The organism is Edaphobacter modestus (assembly GCF_004217555.1).
Lineage (GTDB): Bacteria > Acidobacteriota > Terriglobia > Terriglobales > Acidobacteriaceae > Edaphobacter > Edaphobacter modestus.
Window position 1 is genome coordinate 3964715 of sequence record NZ_SHKW01000001.1, and the last position, 18640, is coordinate 3983354.

An 18640-nucleotide genomic window follows, 5' to 3' on the forward strand; every position below is an offset into this window, starting at 1 on the left:
AGCTGCGCGAAGAGTGTGGCGTGATGGCCATCTACAACCACCCCGACGCTGCGCGCATGACCTATTGGGGGCTCTACTCGCTGCAGCATCGCGGGCAGGAGTCCGCAGGCATCGCCTCGGCCGACGGCCAGAACGTGAACGACATCAAGGGCATGGGCCTGGTCTCCGAGATCTTCACCGACGAAGTCCTCGCCAAGCTTCCCGGCCACATGGCCATCGGCCACACCCGCTACTCCACTACCGGTGACTCCGCTCTGCTGAACGCGCAGCCCATCTCGGTCGAGAGCATCAGGGGCCTCATCGCCATCGCGCACAACGGCAACCTCGTCAACCTCGGCAACTCCCGCGAGCGCCTCGAGCGCGACGGCGCGGTCTTCCAGACCACCTCCGACTCCGAGATCATCATCCAGCTCATCGCGCACTCCAAGGCCTCCACGCTGGTCGATTGCATCGCCGATTCGCTCTCGCAGGTCGACGGCGCCTTCTCCATCGTCATGATGACGCGCAACCGCATCTTCGCCGCGCGCGACCCGCACGGCTTCCGTCCGCTCTCGATGGGCCGCATCCCCGGAGTTGATGGCGCGCCCGACACCTTCGTCTTTGCCTCGGAGACCTGTGCCTTCGACCTTCTGCATGCCAAGTACGAGCGCGACGTGAAGCCCGGTGAGCTCGTCATGGTCTCCGAAGACGGCGTGACCAGCCGCTACTTCGACACCAAGACCCGTCAGGCCAGCTGCATCTTCGAGCACGTCTACTTCGCACGTCCCGACTCCCGCATCTTCGGTCGCTGGGTCCAGAAGAGCCGCGAGGAGATGGGCCGCCAGCTCGCGCGCGAGTCCCACGTCGACGCGGACCTCGTCGTCCCCGTACCCGACTCCGGCGTGACCGCTGCACTCGGCTACGCAGCCGAATCAGGCATCCCCTTCAACCTCGGCCTCATCCGCAACCACTACGTCGGCCGCACCTTCATTCAGCCTGAGCAGCGCGTCCGCGACTTCGGCGTCCGCATGAAGCTCAATCCGGTACGTTCGTTGCTTGAGGGCAAGCGCGTCATCCTGATCGACGACTCGATTATCCGCGGAACCACCTCGCGCAAGATTGTTCGCATGGTGCGTGCAGCCGGTGCAACGGAAGTCCATCTCCGCATCTCGTGTCCGCCGACCATCTCACCGTGTTTTTATGGTGTCGATACCCCGAGCAAGAAGGACCTGATCGCAGCCAATCAGTCTGTTGCCGAGATCTGTCAGTTCATCGAAGCAGACACGCTTGCCTACCTTTCGCTCGTCGGCCTGACGCACTCATGCACGAAAGGCGAGCCGCTCCACGGTCTGGAGCCCGGCGACTTCTGCACTGCCTGCTACACCGGCGACTATCCCACCCAGTGGGTCGATGTCGACGAAATTCTTCCCGCAACCACAAGCGTGGGCTAACTCAGCTTCAGGCTGCTCAAATAATCGAAGTTCATCTTCATGCTCTCGAAGACGGGAAGCTTCGTCTCGTCCTGGTCAAGCAGCGCCAGCTTCACGCCCTGCGCGCGTGCCTGCGAGATCAGCGGCTTCCAGTCGATGCTCCCCTTGCCCAGCTCCACGATGTGCTGCTCGTCGTGCGGCGAGTAGTTCACCGGAGAGTTTGCAACGCGATCCTTCAGGTGGATCATCACCAGGCGATCCTTGTACTTCTTCATCATGGCCGCAGGGTCCTGTCCTCCCTGCACCAGCCAATAGAGATCGAGCTCAAGCTTAACCAGATCGGAGTCCGTGTTCTTCATCAGCACGTCAAAGCCTGTCTCTCCGTCAGGTAACTGCTTGAACTCGTAGTTGTGATTGTGAAAGACGAGCTGCATGTCGGCGTTGCGCACCAGCCTGCCCCACTGGTTCAGGTTGTACGCTGCGGACTTGAATCCTCCCGGTGAGCCCCAGTGATTCTCCGGCAGTATGCTGCACACCATGTACTTCAGGCCGAGCTCCTTGGCGTAGCCGATCCTGTCCGGAATGCTGTCGTAGTCGAAGTGGCCGGAGTCGTGGCCGAGGCCCGCGTCCTCAACCATCTTCTTCAGCTCAGACGCGTGGTGCGTGTAGGCAATCGGATACAGCTCTACCTGCGTGAAGCCCGTCGCGCGAATCTTTTTGAGCACGCCGGCGAGATCGGCCGGCGCCTCCTTCCGCACCATATAGAGTTGCACTCCATAGGCCATGCCATCGTGGTTTCCTGCGAATGCATTCGAGGCGCGCAGGGTGCAACCTGCTGCTGCGGCCATGGCGGAGAGGCGAAGAAATTCGCGGCGTGTCGTCATCATCGTCGTCCTGTTTTACCGGGGTTCCTGTTCGGTCGGATGCTTCGCGGTGAACTCCGAGCAGCAGGGCTTTTCCACCGGCTCGAACTCCATCATCTCCACGCGCGTCAGGTCCGGATCGTAAAGGTTGACCTGCACCTTACCGTCCCGCCCGGTCTTCGCCGCGGTGCAGTTCGGTCCTTCGCAGTGGTTGCGTTCAAGCGCGGCGATGGCGTCGTTCATGTGCGCTACCCCCAGCGACATGTGGTCCATCACGCCAATCTGTTTCAGCGTCGCATTGGGGCTGACGTTTAGCATGTACTCCAGCCAGTCCGACCCATCGGGAACCTGCTGGCTCACCCAGCTGGTCGTGGTGTCATTCATTCCACCGTGCCAGTAGGGCCGGAAGCCAAGAATCTCCCGGTAAAACCGATTTTCTGCGGCGGGGTCCTTCACGACCAACCCCGCATGAATCATCCTCCGAGAAACCGCGGTCGCGGGCACAGCCGGTGGAACCGCCGCTCCCTTCACCTGCTGCACAAAGACGATCAGGTTGCCCTCAGGATCGCGCACGCTGAACCGCCCTTTGCGAAGCGGATCGACGATCTCGACCGAGTGTGCCTTCAGGTAGCTCTCAAGCGCTCGCGCATCCCGCGTCATAAAACCGACCGCCTCAAGCCGCGAAGCCGGAGCAGGTGAGGGAAGCGGCGTTACCTCAATCCACTGCAGATCGTTGACCGGATAGCGGGTCACCTTGCCGTCCTTGCTCGAGCTGAAACCGAGCGTCTTGCCATAGAAGTCCGCCGAGGCGGCAGCGTCGCTCGCATATACGCGAACGAAGGCAATGCCGGTGATCGCGGGCCGCTGCTGCGACCAGCCCAGAGTAGCGAAAGCGAATAGAAGTGCAAGTGCGAACGATCTTCTCATCGAGCGCCACTTTACCGGGGAGCCGTCGTAAAGTCAACGAGACGGAGTAGTTAGCTGCGGGAGAACTGAGTCTGCTGCTTCTCCTTGTGACGTTCCACTGCAAGCTGGATGAGGCGGTCGATAAGCTGCTTGTAGGGCAGTCCCGATGCCTCCCACAGCTTCGGGTACATACTGATGCTGGTAAAGCCCGGAAGCGTGTTGATCTCGTTGAGGAAGATGCGCGGCTTCTTTCCGGGTTTCCCCTTCCTCGCGGGCGGGGGCGGCTCCATCAGGAAGTCGACGCGCGCCAGTCCAGCGCAGTCGCAGGCTTTGAAGGCTTCAATCGCCATCTGGCGAATCTGTTTCGATTCTGCCGCGGTCAGCTTTGCAGGAATAATGGGAACGCTCGCATCGGAGAGGTACTTCGCCTCGTAGTCGTAGAACTCGGCTCCGGGAACGATCTCGCCGACTACACTCGCCTCGGGCGTGTCGTTGCCGAGCACCGCCACCTCAAGCTCGCGCGGCTTCGCGCCCTTGCCTCCCACCCCCTGCTCGATCACCAGCTTGCGGTCGAAGCTCGCGGCCTCGTCCATCGCAGCGGCAAGCTCCGAGCGGTCGTGAACCTTGCTGATCCCCACCGAGGAGCCGAGGTTGGCGGGCTTTACGAAGACGGGATACCTCAGCGTTGCTTCGATCTTCTTCGTGCAGGCCTTTGGTTTCGTACGCCACTCACTCCGGAGCACCGAGATCCACGGTGTCTGCGGAAGCCCCGCGGCAGCGAAGAGCTTCTTCATCACGGCCTTGTCCATCCCGGCGGCCGAGCCCAGAACGCCCGAGCCGACGTAGGCGATATCGGCCAGCTCGAATAATCCCTGGATGGTTCCGTCTTCGCCGAAGGTCCCATGCAGCACAGGAAAGATCACGTCGAGATCGAGCACCTGCCTCGACGCGGCCAATTCGCTGCCGGCGCTGAGCTGCAGCGGCTGAAGCGACTGCGCTGGAACCGGTGGGATGATAATGGCCTCGCCGCGTTTGAGAACGGCAGCGGTTGCAGTCGTCGCGGGGTCTCCGGCGAGGCGCGGATTCTCCGGAGCCTGCTTGCCGGTCAGTAGCGCCTCCGCATCGGAGGCCGTGACCCACTGGCCCTGCTTGGTGATTCCGATGGGAACGACATCGTACTTCTTTTTGTCGATGGCCTTGAGGATCGATGCTGCGGAGAGGAGCGAGACTTCGTGTTCTCCGGAGCGCCCGCCGAAGAGGATTCCGATACGCTGCTTTTTCTTCATTGTCCTTTCAGTTTGAGGCAAGGCGCGCACGTCCGGGAGGCCGATCTTCGCCAGGGAATATGGGGGGGTACGCCCCCTATTCAGGATTGCGAAGCCGGCTAAGGTCGATGGAACCGTCCCACCACCACGCCCTTGCCCAGAATGTGGCCATCCATCGCCTTCATCACGTCGGCGCGTGTCGCATCCGGTCCCAGGCTCAGCTTGGTATCCAGTGCGTACAACTGAAACGTGTAGTGGTGATAAGGTCCGGCAGCGGGCGCCCCCATCCCCAGATAGCCCACCTTCTTTTGCCGGTTCAATGCCTGGATCGAACCATCGGGAAGCTGAGCCTGGTCGCCGACATTCTCCGGAAGGCTCTTCGCCGTTCCCGGGATGTTGAACACCAGCCAGTGCAGAACCTCTTCCGTCGTGCGATTCAAAGATGTGTCCGGATCATCCAGAACCAAAGCGAAGCTCACGGTGCCCTCCGGCACATGCGCCCAGGCCAGCTCGGGAGAGACCGGGGTTGCCGGCGCTGCTGCCTGCGTGTACTTGATGGGGATAATCCCGCCATCTTCAAACGCCGAGGTCGTCAACGTCAGCCCAGGCTTGGCAGGCGGTGGCGTCGCTGGAGCCTGCCCCGAAAGCCCCACGCCCGAAATCGAAAACAGGATTGCGCTCAACAGAAAATGCTTCATAATCCGCACCTCTTGCTTCAAATGGAGAAACTCTCACGCCGGGCCCGCGACCGACATTACACCACAACATCAGGTCCATCGAACCATTGGAACCTTCAAGCCGCGCAAATTTGGCTTCTCGACCCGGACGAAGCCAAGGAAATGGGTCATTCGGTAGTTGGTCATTTTTGGACTGAATGACTGAAGTTTCAGAAAAGCCGACTTATCCATCCAAACATTGCGGGCGCTTTGAAATTACTTCCCACAAGGCGACCTCCTGTTACTGATCCTCTTGCCCTTCCTGCAGCAGTTAGTGAAACCTACCTGCTGCTCTTCGGACGACACAACTCGTAGCTGTGGGACAAGTTCCTCAACGGAGAGATCTTCTACACATTGAAAAAGGTTTAGGCCGAATAAGTCTGGTGCGTGAAATGCCGTTCAGGACGCACATGTCCTTTCCTCATTACGATCGTCTCGCGGCACGCTGCGGGCGATACCTTTTATCGACCAAATAACTTTCGTAGCGGCGCGGTAGAAGTTATGGAAAACTGAAAAGTGTTGTTATGTTCGCCAACGAATCCATTTGGCCTCGGAAAGTATTGGTGCATGTATCCGACTTCAAGATTGAATTCAGGTGAAAGTCTCCACCCCAAGGCACCGTACGTCCGGTTCTGATCGATTGCAGATGTCCCACCATGAGGTCCGAAACGAACAAACACCTCGTTGTATGCCGCAATATAATCGGGCCAGGCGTTCTTCGTGTTGAAAGGCAGTGGGAGCTGTGTGTAGAGGCGATAGCGGGCACGCTCGCCGAAATGCCAATCGTATACTCCCTGTCCTTCGCTACTCTGACCAAGCCAACGCTGCTCCAGTCGAAACCGATGCTGCAACGTCGCCCGCTTGCCTGCGTACTTCGCCAATGTGTGTGTCCAGCGAAACTCCTCGGCTAACCGATGCTCCGGTTGAGGCCCGGTGCGTCGAGGGTCGGCAAGCGGTCCACCCTGGAAAGGGTAATCGCGTACATACGCATACAGCACAGACACCATGATGTTTTTCGGAAAGTACCGGACAACGCCGGGACGCAGCAGGAGCTGAGTTGGTTCTTGTCCAACACCTTGCGCCCGATACTGACCCTCTAGGTGAACACCATAGTTTTTTGTGATCGGATGGTCCCCAAAATACATGTACCAGGAAGACTTTTCTGCACCGCGAAGCGGAGGTGTGCTCTGCCCAAACCCAAGCTCGGGAGAGGAAGCAAATAAGACGGCTGCAAGACTCCAAAAAAGTTTTACCAATTCACGACATCTCCGTAAGGCCGTTTCGTGAGCAAGCCTGCAAGGTTAGATTCCTCCATCCAAGGAAACCGACGTTCGGATTTCACTGGACTGTGCCTAAACAATAAGTAGAGCTTCGCGACCGTGTGGCGCACATGCAGGTTTACCATACCTTTCTTGCTATGAATCCGCGCTGCAAGTTGCCGAAGTCCATTCTTCACGCACTCGCCAGCGTCGCGGTTAGTCCCGAAAAAACGCTCTGCACGGACTAACTTTTTGTAGTGCACGTAAAAACGGGGTTATAGGTGACTTTGGATGCCCTGGTGTTCAAACTGATCCACTACCTGTCATTCATAGAGCTTGGGCCTGATCCCAAACCGTGGGAAAATGGTTGCCCATGAGAATCTTCCTGGCAGGCGCATCCGGAGCCATCGGTCGAACCCTCGTCCCCCTCCTCGTTCAAGAGCAGCACGAAGTCTACGGGGCTTTCCGTAATCCCGCGCATCAAGAACGTGTCCAATCTCTTGGCGCCACCCCGGTCGTCCTCGACGCCCTCGATGGACAGGCCGTTAACCACATCCTCGGCGAGATCCAGCCGCAAGTCGTCATTCACCAGCTCACCGCGATCCCTGCGCATCTCGATCTTCGCCACATCGATCGCGACTTCGAGCCCACCAACCGCCTCCGCACCGAAGGAACCCGCAACCTCGCCACTGCTGCGGTTCACGCAGGTGTAGAGAAGTTCATTGCCCAGAGCTTCGCCGGTTGGCCCTATGCTCGCCGCGGAATCATCCTTAAGACCGAAGAAGACGATCTCGACCCCACACCGCCACCCAAAATGAAAGCCATGCTCGACGCCATAGAAGCCCTCGAGCACACCGTCCTTCGTGAGCGGGGATTCACCGGCATCGTCCTGCGCTATGGTCCCCTCTACGGCCCGCACAGCTCCATCGCCTCCGACGGCACCATGGTCGAAGACCTTCGGATGCACAAGATCCCGCTCATCGGACAGGGAACCGGAGTCTGGTCGTTTCTACATCTGCACGACGCCGCCACCGCAACCGTCGCCGCGCTCACCCATGCGCAGCATGGCATCTACAACATCGTCGACGACGACCCGGCTCCTGTCCTCGAATGGCTCCCATTCTTGGCCCAGTGCGTCAACGCAAAGCCACCCATGCATATCCCCAACTGGCTGGCGACAGCGGCCGTCGGCGAGCATGCTGTCGCCCTGATGAACGATATTCGCGGAGTCTCCAACGCAAAGGCGCGCAAGGAACTCAACTGGACCCCAAAGTGGAGCAGTTGGAGACAAGGCTTCCGCGAAGGGCTCTGATCTCTAAACGTTGAACTTGAAGAAGAGAATGTCGCCGTCCTTCACGACATACTCCTTGCCTTCCGAACGAAGCAGGCCTTTTTCCTTCACCGCCTGTTCGCTTCCATACTTGAACAGGTCGTCGCACGAGTAGCAATCGGCCTTGATGAAGCCACGCTCGAAGTCGGAGTGAATCACCCCCGCAGCTCCAGGCCCCTTCGTGCCGCGGCGAATCGTCCACGCACGAACCTCCTGCACACCGGCGGTGAAGTAAGTGATCAGATCGAGCAGACGATAAGCGGAGTGAATCAGCCGGTTCAGACCGGGCTCCTTCAGACCGACGGACTCAAGAAACTCCGTGCGCTCGGCCGGTTCGAGCTGTGCAATCTCGCTCTCGAGCGCCCCGCAGATGCGAACGACCTGCGCGCCTTCTTCTTCGGCTCGCTTCTCAACCGCCTCGGTGTAGGCGTTGCCCACGGTGAGTGCGGCCTCGTCCACATTGGCAACATACAGCTGCGGCTTGGCGGTGATGAGGAAGAGATCGCGTGCGGCGATGCGCTCGTCATCGGTGAGGTCCGCGGTACGCGCAGGCCTTCCTGCGTCCAGAACCGCCTTCAGCTTCGCCACAGCCGACGCCTCGGCCTTGATCTTCGCGTCCTGGGTATTGCGGGCCAGCTTCTCGACGCGCTGCGCGCGCTTGTCGACCGTATCGAGATCGGCCAGCAGCAGCTCCGTGTTGATGATGTCGATGTCGTGCAGCGGGTTCACTCCACCGGCCACATGAACCACCTCGGGGTCGTCGAAGCAGCGGACGACATGGCAGATAGCATCGGTAGCGCGGATGTGTCCGAGGAACTGATTCCCGAGTCCTTCACCCTTGCTCGCTCCCTCGACCAGTCCGGCGATATCGATAAACTCCATCGTCGTCGGGACGGTGCGGTTCGGCACCACCAGCTTCGTGATCTGATCGAGCCGCTCATCGGGAACCGTAACCGTGCCGGTGTTGGGATCGATGGTGCAGAAGGGATAGTTCGCCGCCTGGGCCTTGGCCGAGGTAAGGGCGTTGAAGATGGTGGACTTGCCCACGTTGGGCAGGCCGACGATTCCGCAGTTCAATGGCAAGGGAAGTTCCTCTGTATGTTCGAGCTCGTTCGGGCTCTAAAAAAAGCTGTCTCTTACAGGATAGTCGATGCACCCGCCTTCGCGGAGAGCGGCATCAGCCGGCGCGGTGCTGGACTTTGAATCTGCGAACCTTCATGCGATTGCCGCAGACCTTCATATCGCACCAGCGGCGGGTGTGATTCTTGCTGGTGTCAAGAAAGAGCCAGCGACAGTCAGGGGCCGCGCAGGCGCGGACGGAGAGCGCGCCCGCAGAGGTGATGAGATTCACGGCAGACTGCGTCAGCATCCACAGTGGAAGCCGGGGATCATCCTCGGAAGGCCACAGGAACCTGATCCGCGACGAGGTCCATCGGAGCGTGCGGTTCGCCTCGGCCGTGTGCAGGTGCCGCTCCAGCTTCAGGACCGCCTCAACGGGCGGCTCCAGATCATCCACGAGGGCATAGAGAATCTGCGCCGCGCACTCCCGCAGATCCTTTGCCTGCTGCAGCGCACGCGCAGCGCTCGCAGCCTCTGCGCGGCGCAGGCTTCGGCCCACACGCTGGCTGAGAAGTCCACTCTGCTCAGCGAATCCAAGAAGATCGTCGTAGGAGTCCAGCAACTCCTCCGGGCCGGATTCGCGGAAACGCCAGTCGAGCGTGTTCACCAGATCGAGCACCGGCTGGCCCGCAATGAGTTCGAAGGATTTCGTCACATTTTCTCCTGCTAACCGCCAAAAACATCTTTACAGGTTAGCGGTGGATCTGTAAAGTGGTAACCAGCTATGACGAGTACAGTGGTTAGCAGAGAGCGAGCAAGCGAACGAGGATCTTTCGATCTGCGTGTGATCCTGGCGTTCCTCTCCATCTACATTCTTTGGGGAACAACCTTCCTCGCCATCCGGATTGCGGTGCGCGAAGTACCGCCGCTGTTTGCGGCCGGAACGCGGATGTTTCTGGCCGGAGTGATTCTCTTCAGCTTCATGTGGCTTCGCGGCGCTTCGCGGCCGACGGCGCTCCAGTGGCGCAATCTGGCGATCCTTGGGTCGTTGATGTTCGTGTTGGACTATGGCCTGCTCTTCTGGGCGGAGAAGTACGTGCCTTCGGGCATTGCTGCAGTACTGTCGGCCACGGTGCCACTGATGACGATTTCGCTCGAGATGCTTGCCTTTCGCATGCAGCCGTTCCGCTGGAGCCTCGTGGGCGCTGTCCTGCTGGGCTTCTGCGGAGTGGGCGTGCTGCTATTGCCCGATCCACACCAGTCCCTGCCGATCGTTCCCTGCGTGGCGATCCTGCTGGGAACCTCCGGGTGGTGTCTCGGCACGGTGCTGAGCAAAAAGCTTGTCTTGCCGGAGTCGCGACCGGTGACCTCCGGCGGCTCCATGATGATCGGCGGCGCAGTTTTGCTGATGTTGTCCGCAGCCTTCGGCGAGCTGCATCGGTGGCCCCACGTCTCGCGAAGTGCTGCACTGGCGCTGGCATACCTGATTCTCTTTGGTTCAGTGTTGGCATTTACCGCGTATGTATGGCTGCTGGGCAGAATGCCCGCGAGCAAGGTATCAAGTTACGCCTATGTGAACCCGGTGGTCGCCGTAGCGCTGGGCTACTTCGCAGCCGGCGAGCCCATTACCACACACGTTGTGATGGGCGCGGCTCTGGTCCTCGTCAGTGTCTACCTGATTCTGCGCACGAATCGCAAGCGTGCTAAGGCATAACCGCTGCCCGTTGCGAGAGCACATAGTCGATGCGCTTTGAGGCTGTATCGGCATCGACGTTACCTGCGCGGGCAAGGGGCGCACCCTGGAATCGCTCGTAGGCGGGACCTTGCCCAGCGGCAGAAGGCATCGTGACAAACTCCACGGACTGTGGCGTGGACGGAATCCTTGCACCGAACCAGTGTGGATCCTCCCGTTGCGACCACGTCACCAAAGCAAGAACCGCGCCCGCAGGATAGGTGGGATCGGGGCTGGACCGCGCGTGCTCGACCGCGACGTCGTTGCCGTAGAGAGTGGACATTGTGCCCTGACGCTGATTCGTCCAGGAGGTAACCACACGCCACGCCAGCGGGTTATAGGGAAGCTTTCCCGTGAGTGCTGCCTGCTGATTGATTGAGGCAGGCTCAGGCTTGTTGGTGGATTGGCAGCCCGTAAGTACGAACAGCGACGAGATGGTCAGGAGGAGAGCTTTCATGACAGGACTCACTGTTGCCCCGCGAGCGGGAAGCTATAGACATAGTCGTTGTGGCGGACAGGATTGTGGCAACCGACGCACTCGTTGGCGAAGTCCGCATCCTTGCCATAGGGCTTCAGGTCGGTACCGCGCCAGCGGGCGTACCCCCAGCCCTTGGTGGAGGCGTACTTCTCGCTGTCCTTGATCATGAACTCCACCTGAATAAAGCTGCCGGTCTTCGTGTCGCCATTGGCATCCACCTGCTGGGCCCACGCGGCTTTGGCGAAGACCGTGCCTTTGGGCCAGGGATTGATGTGGTGCTCGGCGATGGCGCGCATGGCAATGTCATTGCCGAAGATGATGCGAAGCGTGTGGTTGTCGAATCGGTCGGTTGTGCTGAGGACCTTCCAGTTGCGATAGTCCGGGAAGTACCGGATGCCATTGAGTTCGGGCTGCACGTTCAGCATGGCGCTGCTGGCATGAATCCACTTGTCGTACTGGGTGTCGGCGGCCACCTTCGCGGCGTCGTCCGGTGCAGGCGCAGGTGCGGGCGGGTTGAGGTAGTTCTTGAGGACCGCGAGGTCTTCCGCCGTGATGCGCGCGTGCGGATGAATCATGGTGTAACGAGGCAGAGGCATCGCCCCCATCTGCGCCTGGTTGACCGCTTCGTAGAGTATGCCCTTCTGCTGAGCGGCAGGAAGCTTACCGATCTCCGAGAAGTTGACGTGCTTCCTGGCCTCCTCCACGTCGGCAGTGACCAGCCAATAGGCAGGCGCCACATGATCGAACCAGGGAAGCCTGGTCTCGTTGGAGTGGCAGTCGTAGCAGGAGTTTTTGAGAACCCGTTTTACCTCCGGGGGTGCCTGAATCTCCGCGGTGACGGGAGGGTTATCGAGCCGTGGCCTCACAAACTGAATTGCAACAAAACCGACAAGCGCAATAACGATCAGATAGGACAGGGTACGAGCTGTCGTACGGGGTTCCATGACTCTCCTTGTTCCCCGTTAGACGTGGGGCATGGTCTCGAAGACGCTATAAAGATTCTTATGGACGATTAGAAGTTCTAATTGCCTTGCAAATTAATTGTCACGAGCTTGTGACGCTCACCATGCAGCAGCTAGTCTGGTGACACTGGGCACGAGGAGAAACGATGCGTCGAAGCGTTGCAGGCTGTGCGGTGGCATGGGTGATGATGTGCGGCGGAGCATTGGCCCAGGCGCCGGCGGGTGCTGTGGCCGAAGTACAACACAGCTATGAAGGTGTGAAGGCCAACATTCTGAAGTCGGCCGATAAGATGCCTGCGGGTGACTACACCTACAAACCGGTTCCGGATGTCCGCACATACGCCCGCGTTGTGAACCACATCAGTGAGGCACAGCTGCGTAGCTGTGGTGCGCTGAATGGAACGCCCGCCGATAAGCTGGCGAAGGTTCCACCGGAGACCGCGGACAAAGATGCGGTCGTAACCGCACTCAAGGCGTCCTTTGCGGAGTGCGACAAAGCCTTCGCCTCCCTGACGGACGCGATCCTGCTGGAGATGGTGACGGTGGGACAGGGCAAGCGTTCGCGCATCGGAGTTGTGTGGGGAACGGTCTCGCATGACAACGAGCAGTACGCGACGCTGGCGCTCTATCTAAGGTTGAAGGGGATCGCTCCACCGAGCAGCGAGAAGTAGTTCAACAAGGAGCCCGCATGGCTTCAGCAAAAGGCGAGTACGATCTGGAGCGGTTCCTCGAAGCGCAGGCCGGTGTCTACGAACGGGCCTGCGCCGAGCTTCGCGCCGGAATGAAGCAGAGCCACTGGATGTGGTTCATCTTTCCCCAGATTCACGGCCTGGGATCGAGCGAGATGGCGGTTCGTTACGCTATCTCCTCGATCGAGGAAGCACACGCCTATCTTGAGCATCCTGTGCTGGGCCAAAGGATACGCGAATGCACAAGCATCGTGATTGCTCTCGAAGGCCGGACGGCGGAACAGATCTTTGGCTATCCCGACAACCTGAAATTTCATTCGAGTATGACATTGTTTGCACAGGCAGCGACGATCTCTGAAGAGGACCTGATCTTCAGTCAGGCTCTCGATAAATATTTTTCGGGCAGAGAAGACCCGGGGACGGTGCAGCGGCTCTAACAGAGGTACAAGGAGCACGCACGTCCATGGCCAGCGGAGCACAGCGCGTAAGGAATGCTGTTGCTATAGCGATTACGCTGGGCTGCGTGATGACCTTAGTGGGTTGCGGCAAACGCGAAGAGGCGCATGCAACTGCACCCGTAGCCCCAGTGAAGGTACCGGAGATGAAGCCTGCACCTGCGACTCCCATCCACACCGAACGGATCGAGCTGGGTGGTGAGACGTGGGATCCGGAATGGGACAAGATCGTCGAGCTGGCGCTGCCTCCAGCGATGCTCACGCGCCAGGTTCCTCGCGATGTACAGCGTTTCTGTCCACGGTTTTACGAGATGGCTGAGGTTGATAAGCGCGCCTTCTGGGCGTACTTCTTTCAGGCGTTGGCCGGTGCCGAGGCAGGGCTCGATCCGACCACCCGAGTACGACATACGGAGCCAGAGGTAGCCGTGATCGACAAGGTGAGCGGACGCGCGGTGCGGAGCGAGGGACTTCTGCAGCTGACCTACGAAGATCAGCGGCGGTACGGATGCGACTTCGACTGGGATCACGATAAAACGATGAAGCACGACGACCCGGACAAGACAATTCTGCAACCGAAGAACAATCTCGAATGCGGCGTGAAGATTCTTGAGAACCAGATCATCGATCAGCACAAGCCACTGTTGTCCAATTCTGGCTATTGGTCCACGTTGCGGTCTGGAAACATGGATTATCGCCTCTTAGCGAAGCAGATGACGAATGTTCCCCTTGCCTGCAAGGCAAGAAACAGCAGAACTGTGGCGTCTCGCTGAGCCGACGGAATCGTTTGCGTGTCTCGCAAAGAGAGGATCTGCGTGATCCAGCATGCAGGTCCCTGGCGTTCACATGCCCTTCGGCCAATACCTTGTGGCTTCGATCGATTCGCCCATCTCAAGCAGGCTCTTAAGCTCGATAGGATCGGAGGCCAGCCTCCGGACACGCTCTGGAGAAACTTCGTTTCTGGTTTCTCCATCGTGTGTACGACTGTGAGCCTGACGCGGAAGACTGTATCCACATCCATCGTTGTCGGGGCAGAAATCTCCCGAGTGGAGAAGGTCGCTCCTCAGGAGATTTCGGCTGTTCTATCTGCGTCCGCCACCGCCACTGGATGCGCCTGATCCACCACCGCCGCCAGCAGTACCACCACCGCCACCACCGGCCATCGAGCCGCTCCCACCTCCTCCACCGCCGCGGGAAGAACCTCCTCCTCCTCCTCCGCCGCCGCCCATTGATCCGGAGGCGCCAGGGCCGACACTATGGAATCCGCCGGATGCGCCCGCGCCGCCGCTGCTCTGGCTCTGACGGAACGCTGTCGCCGCCGCGTTGCCGCCCGGACTTCCCTGGAATGAGCCAGCCTGGCCATCGGCTCCTCGGCGGAACGACTGCGCATTGATGCCCGACTGAGGGTTGAAGCTCCCGGAACGGTTATTATTCAGGGTTCCCGACCGGGAGGCCATGGAAGCGCCTCGCTCACTCGCGACACCCGCAGGCATCGAGGGCTGTGTATAGATCTGGCGGTTTACGAATCCGCTCCGGTCTACATGGTTCGAGATTCCATGCAGATTTCCCAGTGCACCACGAGGAACACCGAGGCCTGCCGAGTTCTTCTGAAAGACGAAGTTTCCGGGCCGGTCGACCTTTGAAAAGACGAGCGGTGTGCGATTCGACAGCAGCAGGGTGGAGTGGGGCACTCCCGTGGGACGTTCCGGTCCTGGAGGCCGAAGAGTCACTCCGCCGCGTGCGAATCCCTGTACTGGAACTCCCGGCTTGTCTGGAATGGGTCTTCCCTGCATGATGGGGAACCCATTGGCGAGGCCCATCCATGCCGAACCGGGACGCCAGCCCCATCCGACGCCCGGGCAGAACGACCATGCTCCGGAGTGATAGGGCAGCCAGCCCCACGGATAAGGAGAGACCCATGAATAGCCCGCACCCTGATACCACGCCCATACTCCATTGCCATATGGGTCCCAGGCGCTGCTTGCCAGATACGGTCTCCACATCGAACCGCAGCCGCCCGCATTCACGAAACCGCCGTAGTAGTTCAGGTCTGAGATGCCATAGGAGTAGAGCGAACTTCCGTAGGGCTTCGCGCTGGCATAGCGATGTCGGTAGTCCTGCGAGTTCTCATCCCACTCGTCGTAGTCGGCTTCTTCGATGTCCTTCTTTACGTCGATCCTGCCAGCGGTGGAGGCGGTCGTGTCGTCCAGCGTCGCCGTGCGCTTCTTCGAGACTATCGCCGACGCCGCGCCTGCGTTCATCTCCACTTCGCCATTGAAGACCGCGAGAACGGCCTTCTTGCCGTCCAGTTCCAGACGCAGGTGGGTTCCCGGCGTGACCTTCATAACGGCATCACCGGCCTTCACGGTGAACTCATTGTCCCTGGTCTTTTCGAGATTCACGTAGGCCGTGCCTTTTACCAGCTTCACGGTCGAGGCCTTTACTCCGGTGCTGCGCAGAATCAGCTGCGGAAAGTCGACCTGCGATTCTGGAGCCAGGCGCAGGGTGCTTCCGTCTTCAAACTCGACCTCGGCATAGCCCTCGGAGGTTGCCAGCCGCGAGCCCTCGACAATTGGCATGTTCTGCATTGTGGCCTCGATCGTGCCGGTGCCGCGATCGAGCCCCAGCTTCCCTTGGGCCTGGCTTAGCCGCACGATCCGCACGTGCGAATCGCCTGGTCCAGCTCCGTCACTTTCCCTGGCGACGACAGGCGATTCAATCACACTCGCGTGGGGTACAGGCTTGAGGCTCGTAGGGTCGGGCTGTTGCGCATTCGCCGCAGCCGAACTTTGATCCTGAGCCACCGCCCGCCCGCCCGCCAGCACGACCATCAAACTCGCTACTGCAATAATCGAGACCGTCTTCATAAAGCACCGGCCCTTCTATCTTCCGGTCTGTCATTCCGCCACAGTACCGGGAGGCGAAAAAAGTATACGCTCCGTTTAGATATTCAGTCTCGGCAATTTGGGGACTATTTTTTCGCCGATTTCCGGGTTGGAATACAGGCCGCCAAGACCCTCCCTCCCGTTCCCCTTCCGGTCTGCCAAACATCTGGGAAAGGTTACCGTTACAGCCTATAATGGCCTATGGCAATCGCAAATCCGGCCTCTCAGCAGGTCGGCTCCGAGCCAGATCCGCACAAAGAAGCTAAGGGTCAATCGGAGAATTCCGAGATCGATGCCAGCGTCGAGTCGAATGCGACTCCGCTGACCATGGGTGCGTCTGCTCCTCCCGGGATGGTCCCGGCTGCTGGCGGGGAGGAGTCCTCCGCATCGCACCTTGCGGGGCTGTCGACAGGCGACATCAAGATCATCGACGACAAATTTCAGAAGCTGCTCGACACCGTTCACGAGAACCGGCCCGGGGACGACCTCGAGATCATCCGCAAGGCATGGGGGTTCTGCCTGCAGCAGCACGAGGGGCAGAAGCGCGCCAGCGGAGAGCCATATGTGGTTCACCCGCTCGAAGTTGGGCAAGTTCTGGCGGAGCTCAAGATGGACTCGACCGCCATTGCCGCGGGTCTGCTGCACGACGCAGTCGAGGATACGGACGTGACGTCGGCTGAGATCGCCAAGCGCTTCGGCGAGCAGGTCGCGCACATCGTCGAAGGCGTCACCAAGCTCGACAAGATCAAGTTCGCCAACCGCGAAGACCATCAGGCGGAGAACATCCGCAAGATGCTTCTGGCGATGGTCACCGACGTTCGTGTGGTCATCATCAAGCTCGCGGACCGCCTGCACAACATGCGCACGCTCGAGCACCTGAAGCCGGAAAAGCAGCAGAAGATCGCGCGGGAGACGCTGGAGATCTACGCTCCTCTTGCGCACCGGCTCGGCATGGGCAAGCTGCGCGGCGAGCTTGAAGACCTCGCCTTCCGCTATACCGATCCATTTGCCTACGAGCAGGTCTCGAACGAAGTGGACGCGCTACGCGGGGCCGGCGAAGAGTTCCTCAAGAAGATCGTCACCCGGCTCGAAGAGAAGCTGCGCGAGTTCAAGATCGAAGGCCGCGTGGAGTGGCGCATCAAGCGTCTCTACTCCATCCAGCAAAAGCTGCAGGACCAGAAGATTCCGGTCGACCAGGTCTTTGATCTGCTCGCCATCCGCGTGATCACGCACACGGTTCAGGACTGCTACGCCCTGCTGGGTCTGCTGCACTCCATCTGGCGACCGGTGCCGGGCCGCATCAAGGACTTCATCGCGATGCCGCGACCGAATCTCTACCAGTCCTTGCACACCACGCTGATCGCCGACGGGGGACATCAGTTCGAGGTACAGATCCGCACCGAGGACATGCACCGTGTGGCCGAAGAGGGCATCGCCGCGCACTGGAAGTACAAGGCCGACGACAACGTCAGCGCCAAGGACGAGCAGCGACTCGCCTGGGTTCGTCAGCTGATGGAGTGGCAGCGCGAGATGAGCGATCCCAACGAGTTCATGTCGACCTTGAAGATCGACCTGTACCCGGAGGAGGTCTACACCTTCACTCCCAAGGGCAAGGTGGTCGTTCTTCCCAAGGACGCCAGTCCCATCGACTTCGCCTATGCCATCCATACCGAGGTTGGAAATACGACGGTGGGAGCAAAGGTAAACGGGCGCATCGTTCCGCTGCGCACCAGGCTCAAGAACGGCGACATCGTCGAGATCTCGACCCAGACCGGACATACTCCCAGTCGGGACTGGTTGAGCTTTACCAAGAGCTCCAAGGCACGCAACAAGATCAAGCACTGGCTGAACGAACATCAGCGCCAGCGCGCCATGGAGATCGGGCGCAAGCTGCTGGACCGCGAAGCGCGCAAGTACAAGCTCGCGCTCAACAAGTACGGGACCGCAGATTACGATCGCGTTGCCACCGAGTATGGCCTGACCTCCGAAGCCGAGTTGCTCGCGGGGATTGGTTTCGGCAAGTTCTCCTCCCGGCAGGTGCTCAACAAGTTGGAGCCGGGATCGAGCATGACTCCCGAGCCTGCGCAACCGGAGCATGGAACGGTTGGCAATGCGATCGGGCAGATGTCCGACGCGGTGAAGCGCGTCTTCTTCGGAAAAGGCTCGGAGTCGCTACAGGTAGAAGGTCAGGACGATCTGCTAGTCTACCGGGCACGATGTTGTAACCCGATCCGCGGCGAAGAGATCATCGGTTATGTCACGCGCGGCAAGGGCGTGGCGGTCCACGCGAGGAGCTGTCCAAACGTACAGAATCTGCTTTACGAATCCGATCGCAGAATTCAGGTGGAGTGGGCGCCGACGCCAGCAGAACGGGGGTCTATGAAGGCTCAGACATATCCAGTAAAGCTGACGGTCATCTGCGAAGATCGGACCGGCATGTTGAAGGAGTTCACCGCCATTATCTCCGACGACGGCACCAACATTCGGAGTGTGGATACAAAGCCGCTTCCGGACGGCATGGCCGTGGTGGACTTTGTGATCGAGACCGTGGACGTGCGTCATCTGAATCGCCTGGTGGAACGTCTGCGACGCGTTTCCGGCGTCCGCGAAGTCCAACGCGTGCAGAAGATCTGAC

General features: G+C 59.8%; 17 protein-coding genes. 7 read left to right on the forward strand and 10 right to left on the reverse strand.

Annotation, left to right across the window (positions count from 1 at the left end; genetic code table 11):
• Positions 1-23 precede the first annotated feature (23 nt).
• The gene (gene purF / locus BDD14_RS16855; RefSeq protein ID WP_242618253.1) at positions 24-1430 is read left to right on the forward strand and encodes an amidophosphoribosyltransferase; all 1407 of its coding nucleotides are present in this window, start codon (positions 24-26) and stop codon (positions 1428-1430) included.
• Here the strand turns inward: purF and BDD14_RS16860 are convergent.
• The 5 genes from BDD14_RS16860 to BDD14_RS16880 form a co-directional block, all read right to left on the reverse strand.
• Positions 1427-2296 carry a sugar phosphate isomerase/epimerase family protein gene (locus BDD14_RS16860; protein ID WP_130419820.1) on the reverse strand — a complete coding sequence of 290 codons (870 nt, stop codon included), beginning with the start codon at positions 2294-2296 and terminating at the stop codon, positions 1427-1429. The two genes, purF and BDD14_RS16860, sit on opposite strands and share 4 nt — an antisense overlap.
• A gap of 12 nt (positions 2297-2308) precedes the next feature.
• Positions 2309-3199 (reverse strand): VOC family protein, encoded by an 891-nt coding sequence (locus tag BDD14_RS16865; protein ID WP_130419821.1) that lies wholly within the window; start codon positions 3197-3199, stop codon positions 2309-2311.
• A 50-nt stretch (positions 3200-3249) separates the two neighbouring features.
• Complete coding sequence (locus tag BDD14_RS16870; RefSeq protein WP_130419822.1) at positions 3250-4464, reverse strand: D-alanine--D-alanine ligase family protein; 1215 nt, start codon at positions 4462-4464, stop codon at positions 3250-3252.
• A 98-nt stretch (positions 4465-4562) separates the two neighbouring features.
• Positions 4563-5141 (reverse strand): YbhB/YbcL family Raf kinase inhibitor-like protein, encoded by a 579-nt coding sequence (locus BDD14_RS16875; RefSeq protein WP_130419823.1) that lies wholly within the window; start codon positions 5139-5141, stop codon positions 4563-4565.
• A 479-nt stretch (positions 5142-5620) separates the two neighbouring features.
• Positions 5621-6415, reverse strand: a complete 795-nt coding sequence (locus tag BDD14_RS16880; protein ID WP_130419824.1) for a DUF2490 domain-containing protein — start codon at positions 6413-6415, stop codon at positions 5621-5623.
• A 376-nt stretch (positions 6416-6791) separates the two neighbouring features.
• Between BDD14_RS16880 and BDD14_RS16885 the strand changes: the two genes are divergently transcribed.
• On the forward strand, positions 6792-7730 hold the full coding sequence (locus tag BDD14_RS16885) for an NAD-dependent epimerase/dehydratase family protein (protein ID WP_130419825.1): 939 nt from the start codon (positions 6792-6794) through the stop codon (positions 7728-7730).
• A 3-nt stretch (positions 7731-7733) separates the two neighbouring features.
• Here the strand turns inward: BDD14_RS16885 and ychF are convergent, their stop codons facing one another.
• Both ychF and BDD14_RS16895 read right to left on the reverse strand, forming a co-directional pair.
• Positions 7734-8831 carry a redox-regulated ATPase YchF gene (gene ychF / locus BDD14_RS16890; RefSeq protein WP_130419826.1) on the reverse strand — a complete coding sequence of 366 codons (1098 nt, stop codon included), beginning with the start codon at positions 8829-8831 and terminating at the stop codon, positions 7734-7736.
• 94 nt (positions 8832-8925) lie between these two features.
• Entirely contained in the window at positions 8926-9522 is a 597-nt protein-coding gene (locus BDD14_RS16895) for a CGNR zinc finger domain-containing protein (RefSeq protein ID WP_130419827.1), read from the reverse strand.
• A 69-nt stretch (positions 9523-9591) separates the two neighbouring features.
• Between BDD14_RS16895 and BDD14_RS16900 the strand changes: the two genes are divergently transcribed.
• Entirely contained in the window at positions 9592-10521 is a 930-nt protein-coding gene (locus BDD14_RS16900) for an EamA family transporter (protein WP_130419828.1), read from the forward strand.
• On the opposite strand, the gene BDD14_RS16905 is transcribed toward BDD14_RS16900, so the two are convergent.
• Both BDD14_RS16905 and BDD14_RS16910 read right to left on the reverse strand, forming a co-directional pair.
• Positions 10511-10996: a cytochrome P460 family protein gene (locus tag BDD14_RS16905; protein WP_130419829.1), complete on the reverse strand. Its 486-nt coding sequence runs from the start codon at positions 10994-10996 to the stop codon at positions 10511-10513. The genes BDD14_RS16900 and BDD14_RS16905 overlap by 11 nt on opposite strands.
• 8 nt (positions 10997-11004) lie before the next feature.
• Positions 11005-11961 carry a heme-binding domain-containing protein gene (locus tag BDD14_RS16910; RefSeq protein ID WP_130419830.1) on the reverse strand — a complete coding sequence of 319 codons (957 nt, stop codon included), beginning with the start codon at positions 11959-11961 and terminating at the stop codon, positions 11005-11007.
• Positions 11962-12125: 164 nt separating this feature from the next.
• Between BDD14_RS16910 and BDD14_RS16915 the strand changes: the two genes are divergently transcribed.
• Genes BDD14_RS16915 through BDD14_RS16925 form a run of 3 tightly spaced genes read left to right on the forward strand, consistent with a single transcriptional unit; the run spans position 12126 to position 13893 of the window.
• Complete coding sequence (locus tag BDD14_RS16915; RefSeq protein ID WP_130419831.1) at positions 12126-12650, forward strand: DinB family protein; 525 nt, start codon at positions 12126-12128, stop codon at positions 12648-12650.
• Between the two features lie 17 nt (positions 12651-12667).
• The gene (locus tag BDD14_RS16920) at positions 12668-13105 is read left to right on the forward strand and encodes a DUF1810 domain-containing protein (RefSeq protein ID WP_130419832.1); all 438 of its coding nucleotides are present in this window, start codon (positions 12668-12670) and stop codon (positions 13103-13105) included.
• Positions 13106-13131: 26 nt separating this feature from the next.
• Entirely contained in the window at positions 13132-13893 is a 762-nt protein-coding gene (locus BDD14_RS16925) for a hypothetical protein (protein ID WP_130419833.1), read from the forward strand.
• A gap of 309 nt (positions 13894-14202) precedes the next feature.
• Here BDD14_RS16925 and BDD14_RS16930 read toward each other — a convergent pair whose 3' ends face one another.
• Complete coding sequence (locus tag BDD14_RS16930; RefSeq protein WP_130419834.1) at positions 14203-15987, reverse strand: FecR family protein; 1785 nt, start codon at positions 15985-15987, stop codon at positions 14203-14205.
• 219 nt (positions 15988-16206) lie between these two features.
• On the opposite strand from BDD14_RS16930, the gene BDD14_RS16935 reads away from it, so the two are divergent.
• Positions 16207-18639, forward strand: a complete 2433-nt coding sequence (locus tag BDD14_RS16935) for a RelA/SpoT family protein (RefSeq protein ID WP_130419835.1) — start codon at positions 16207-16209, stop codon at positions 18637-18639.
• Position 18640 lies beyond the last annotated feature (1 nt).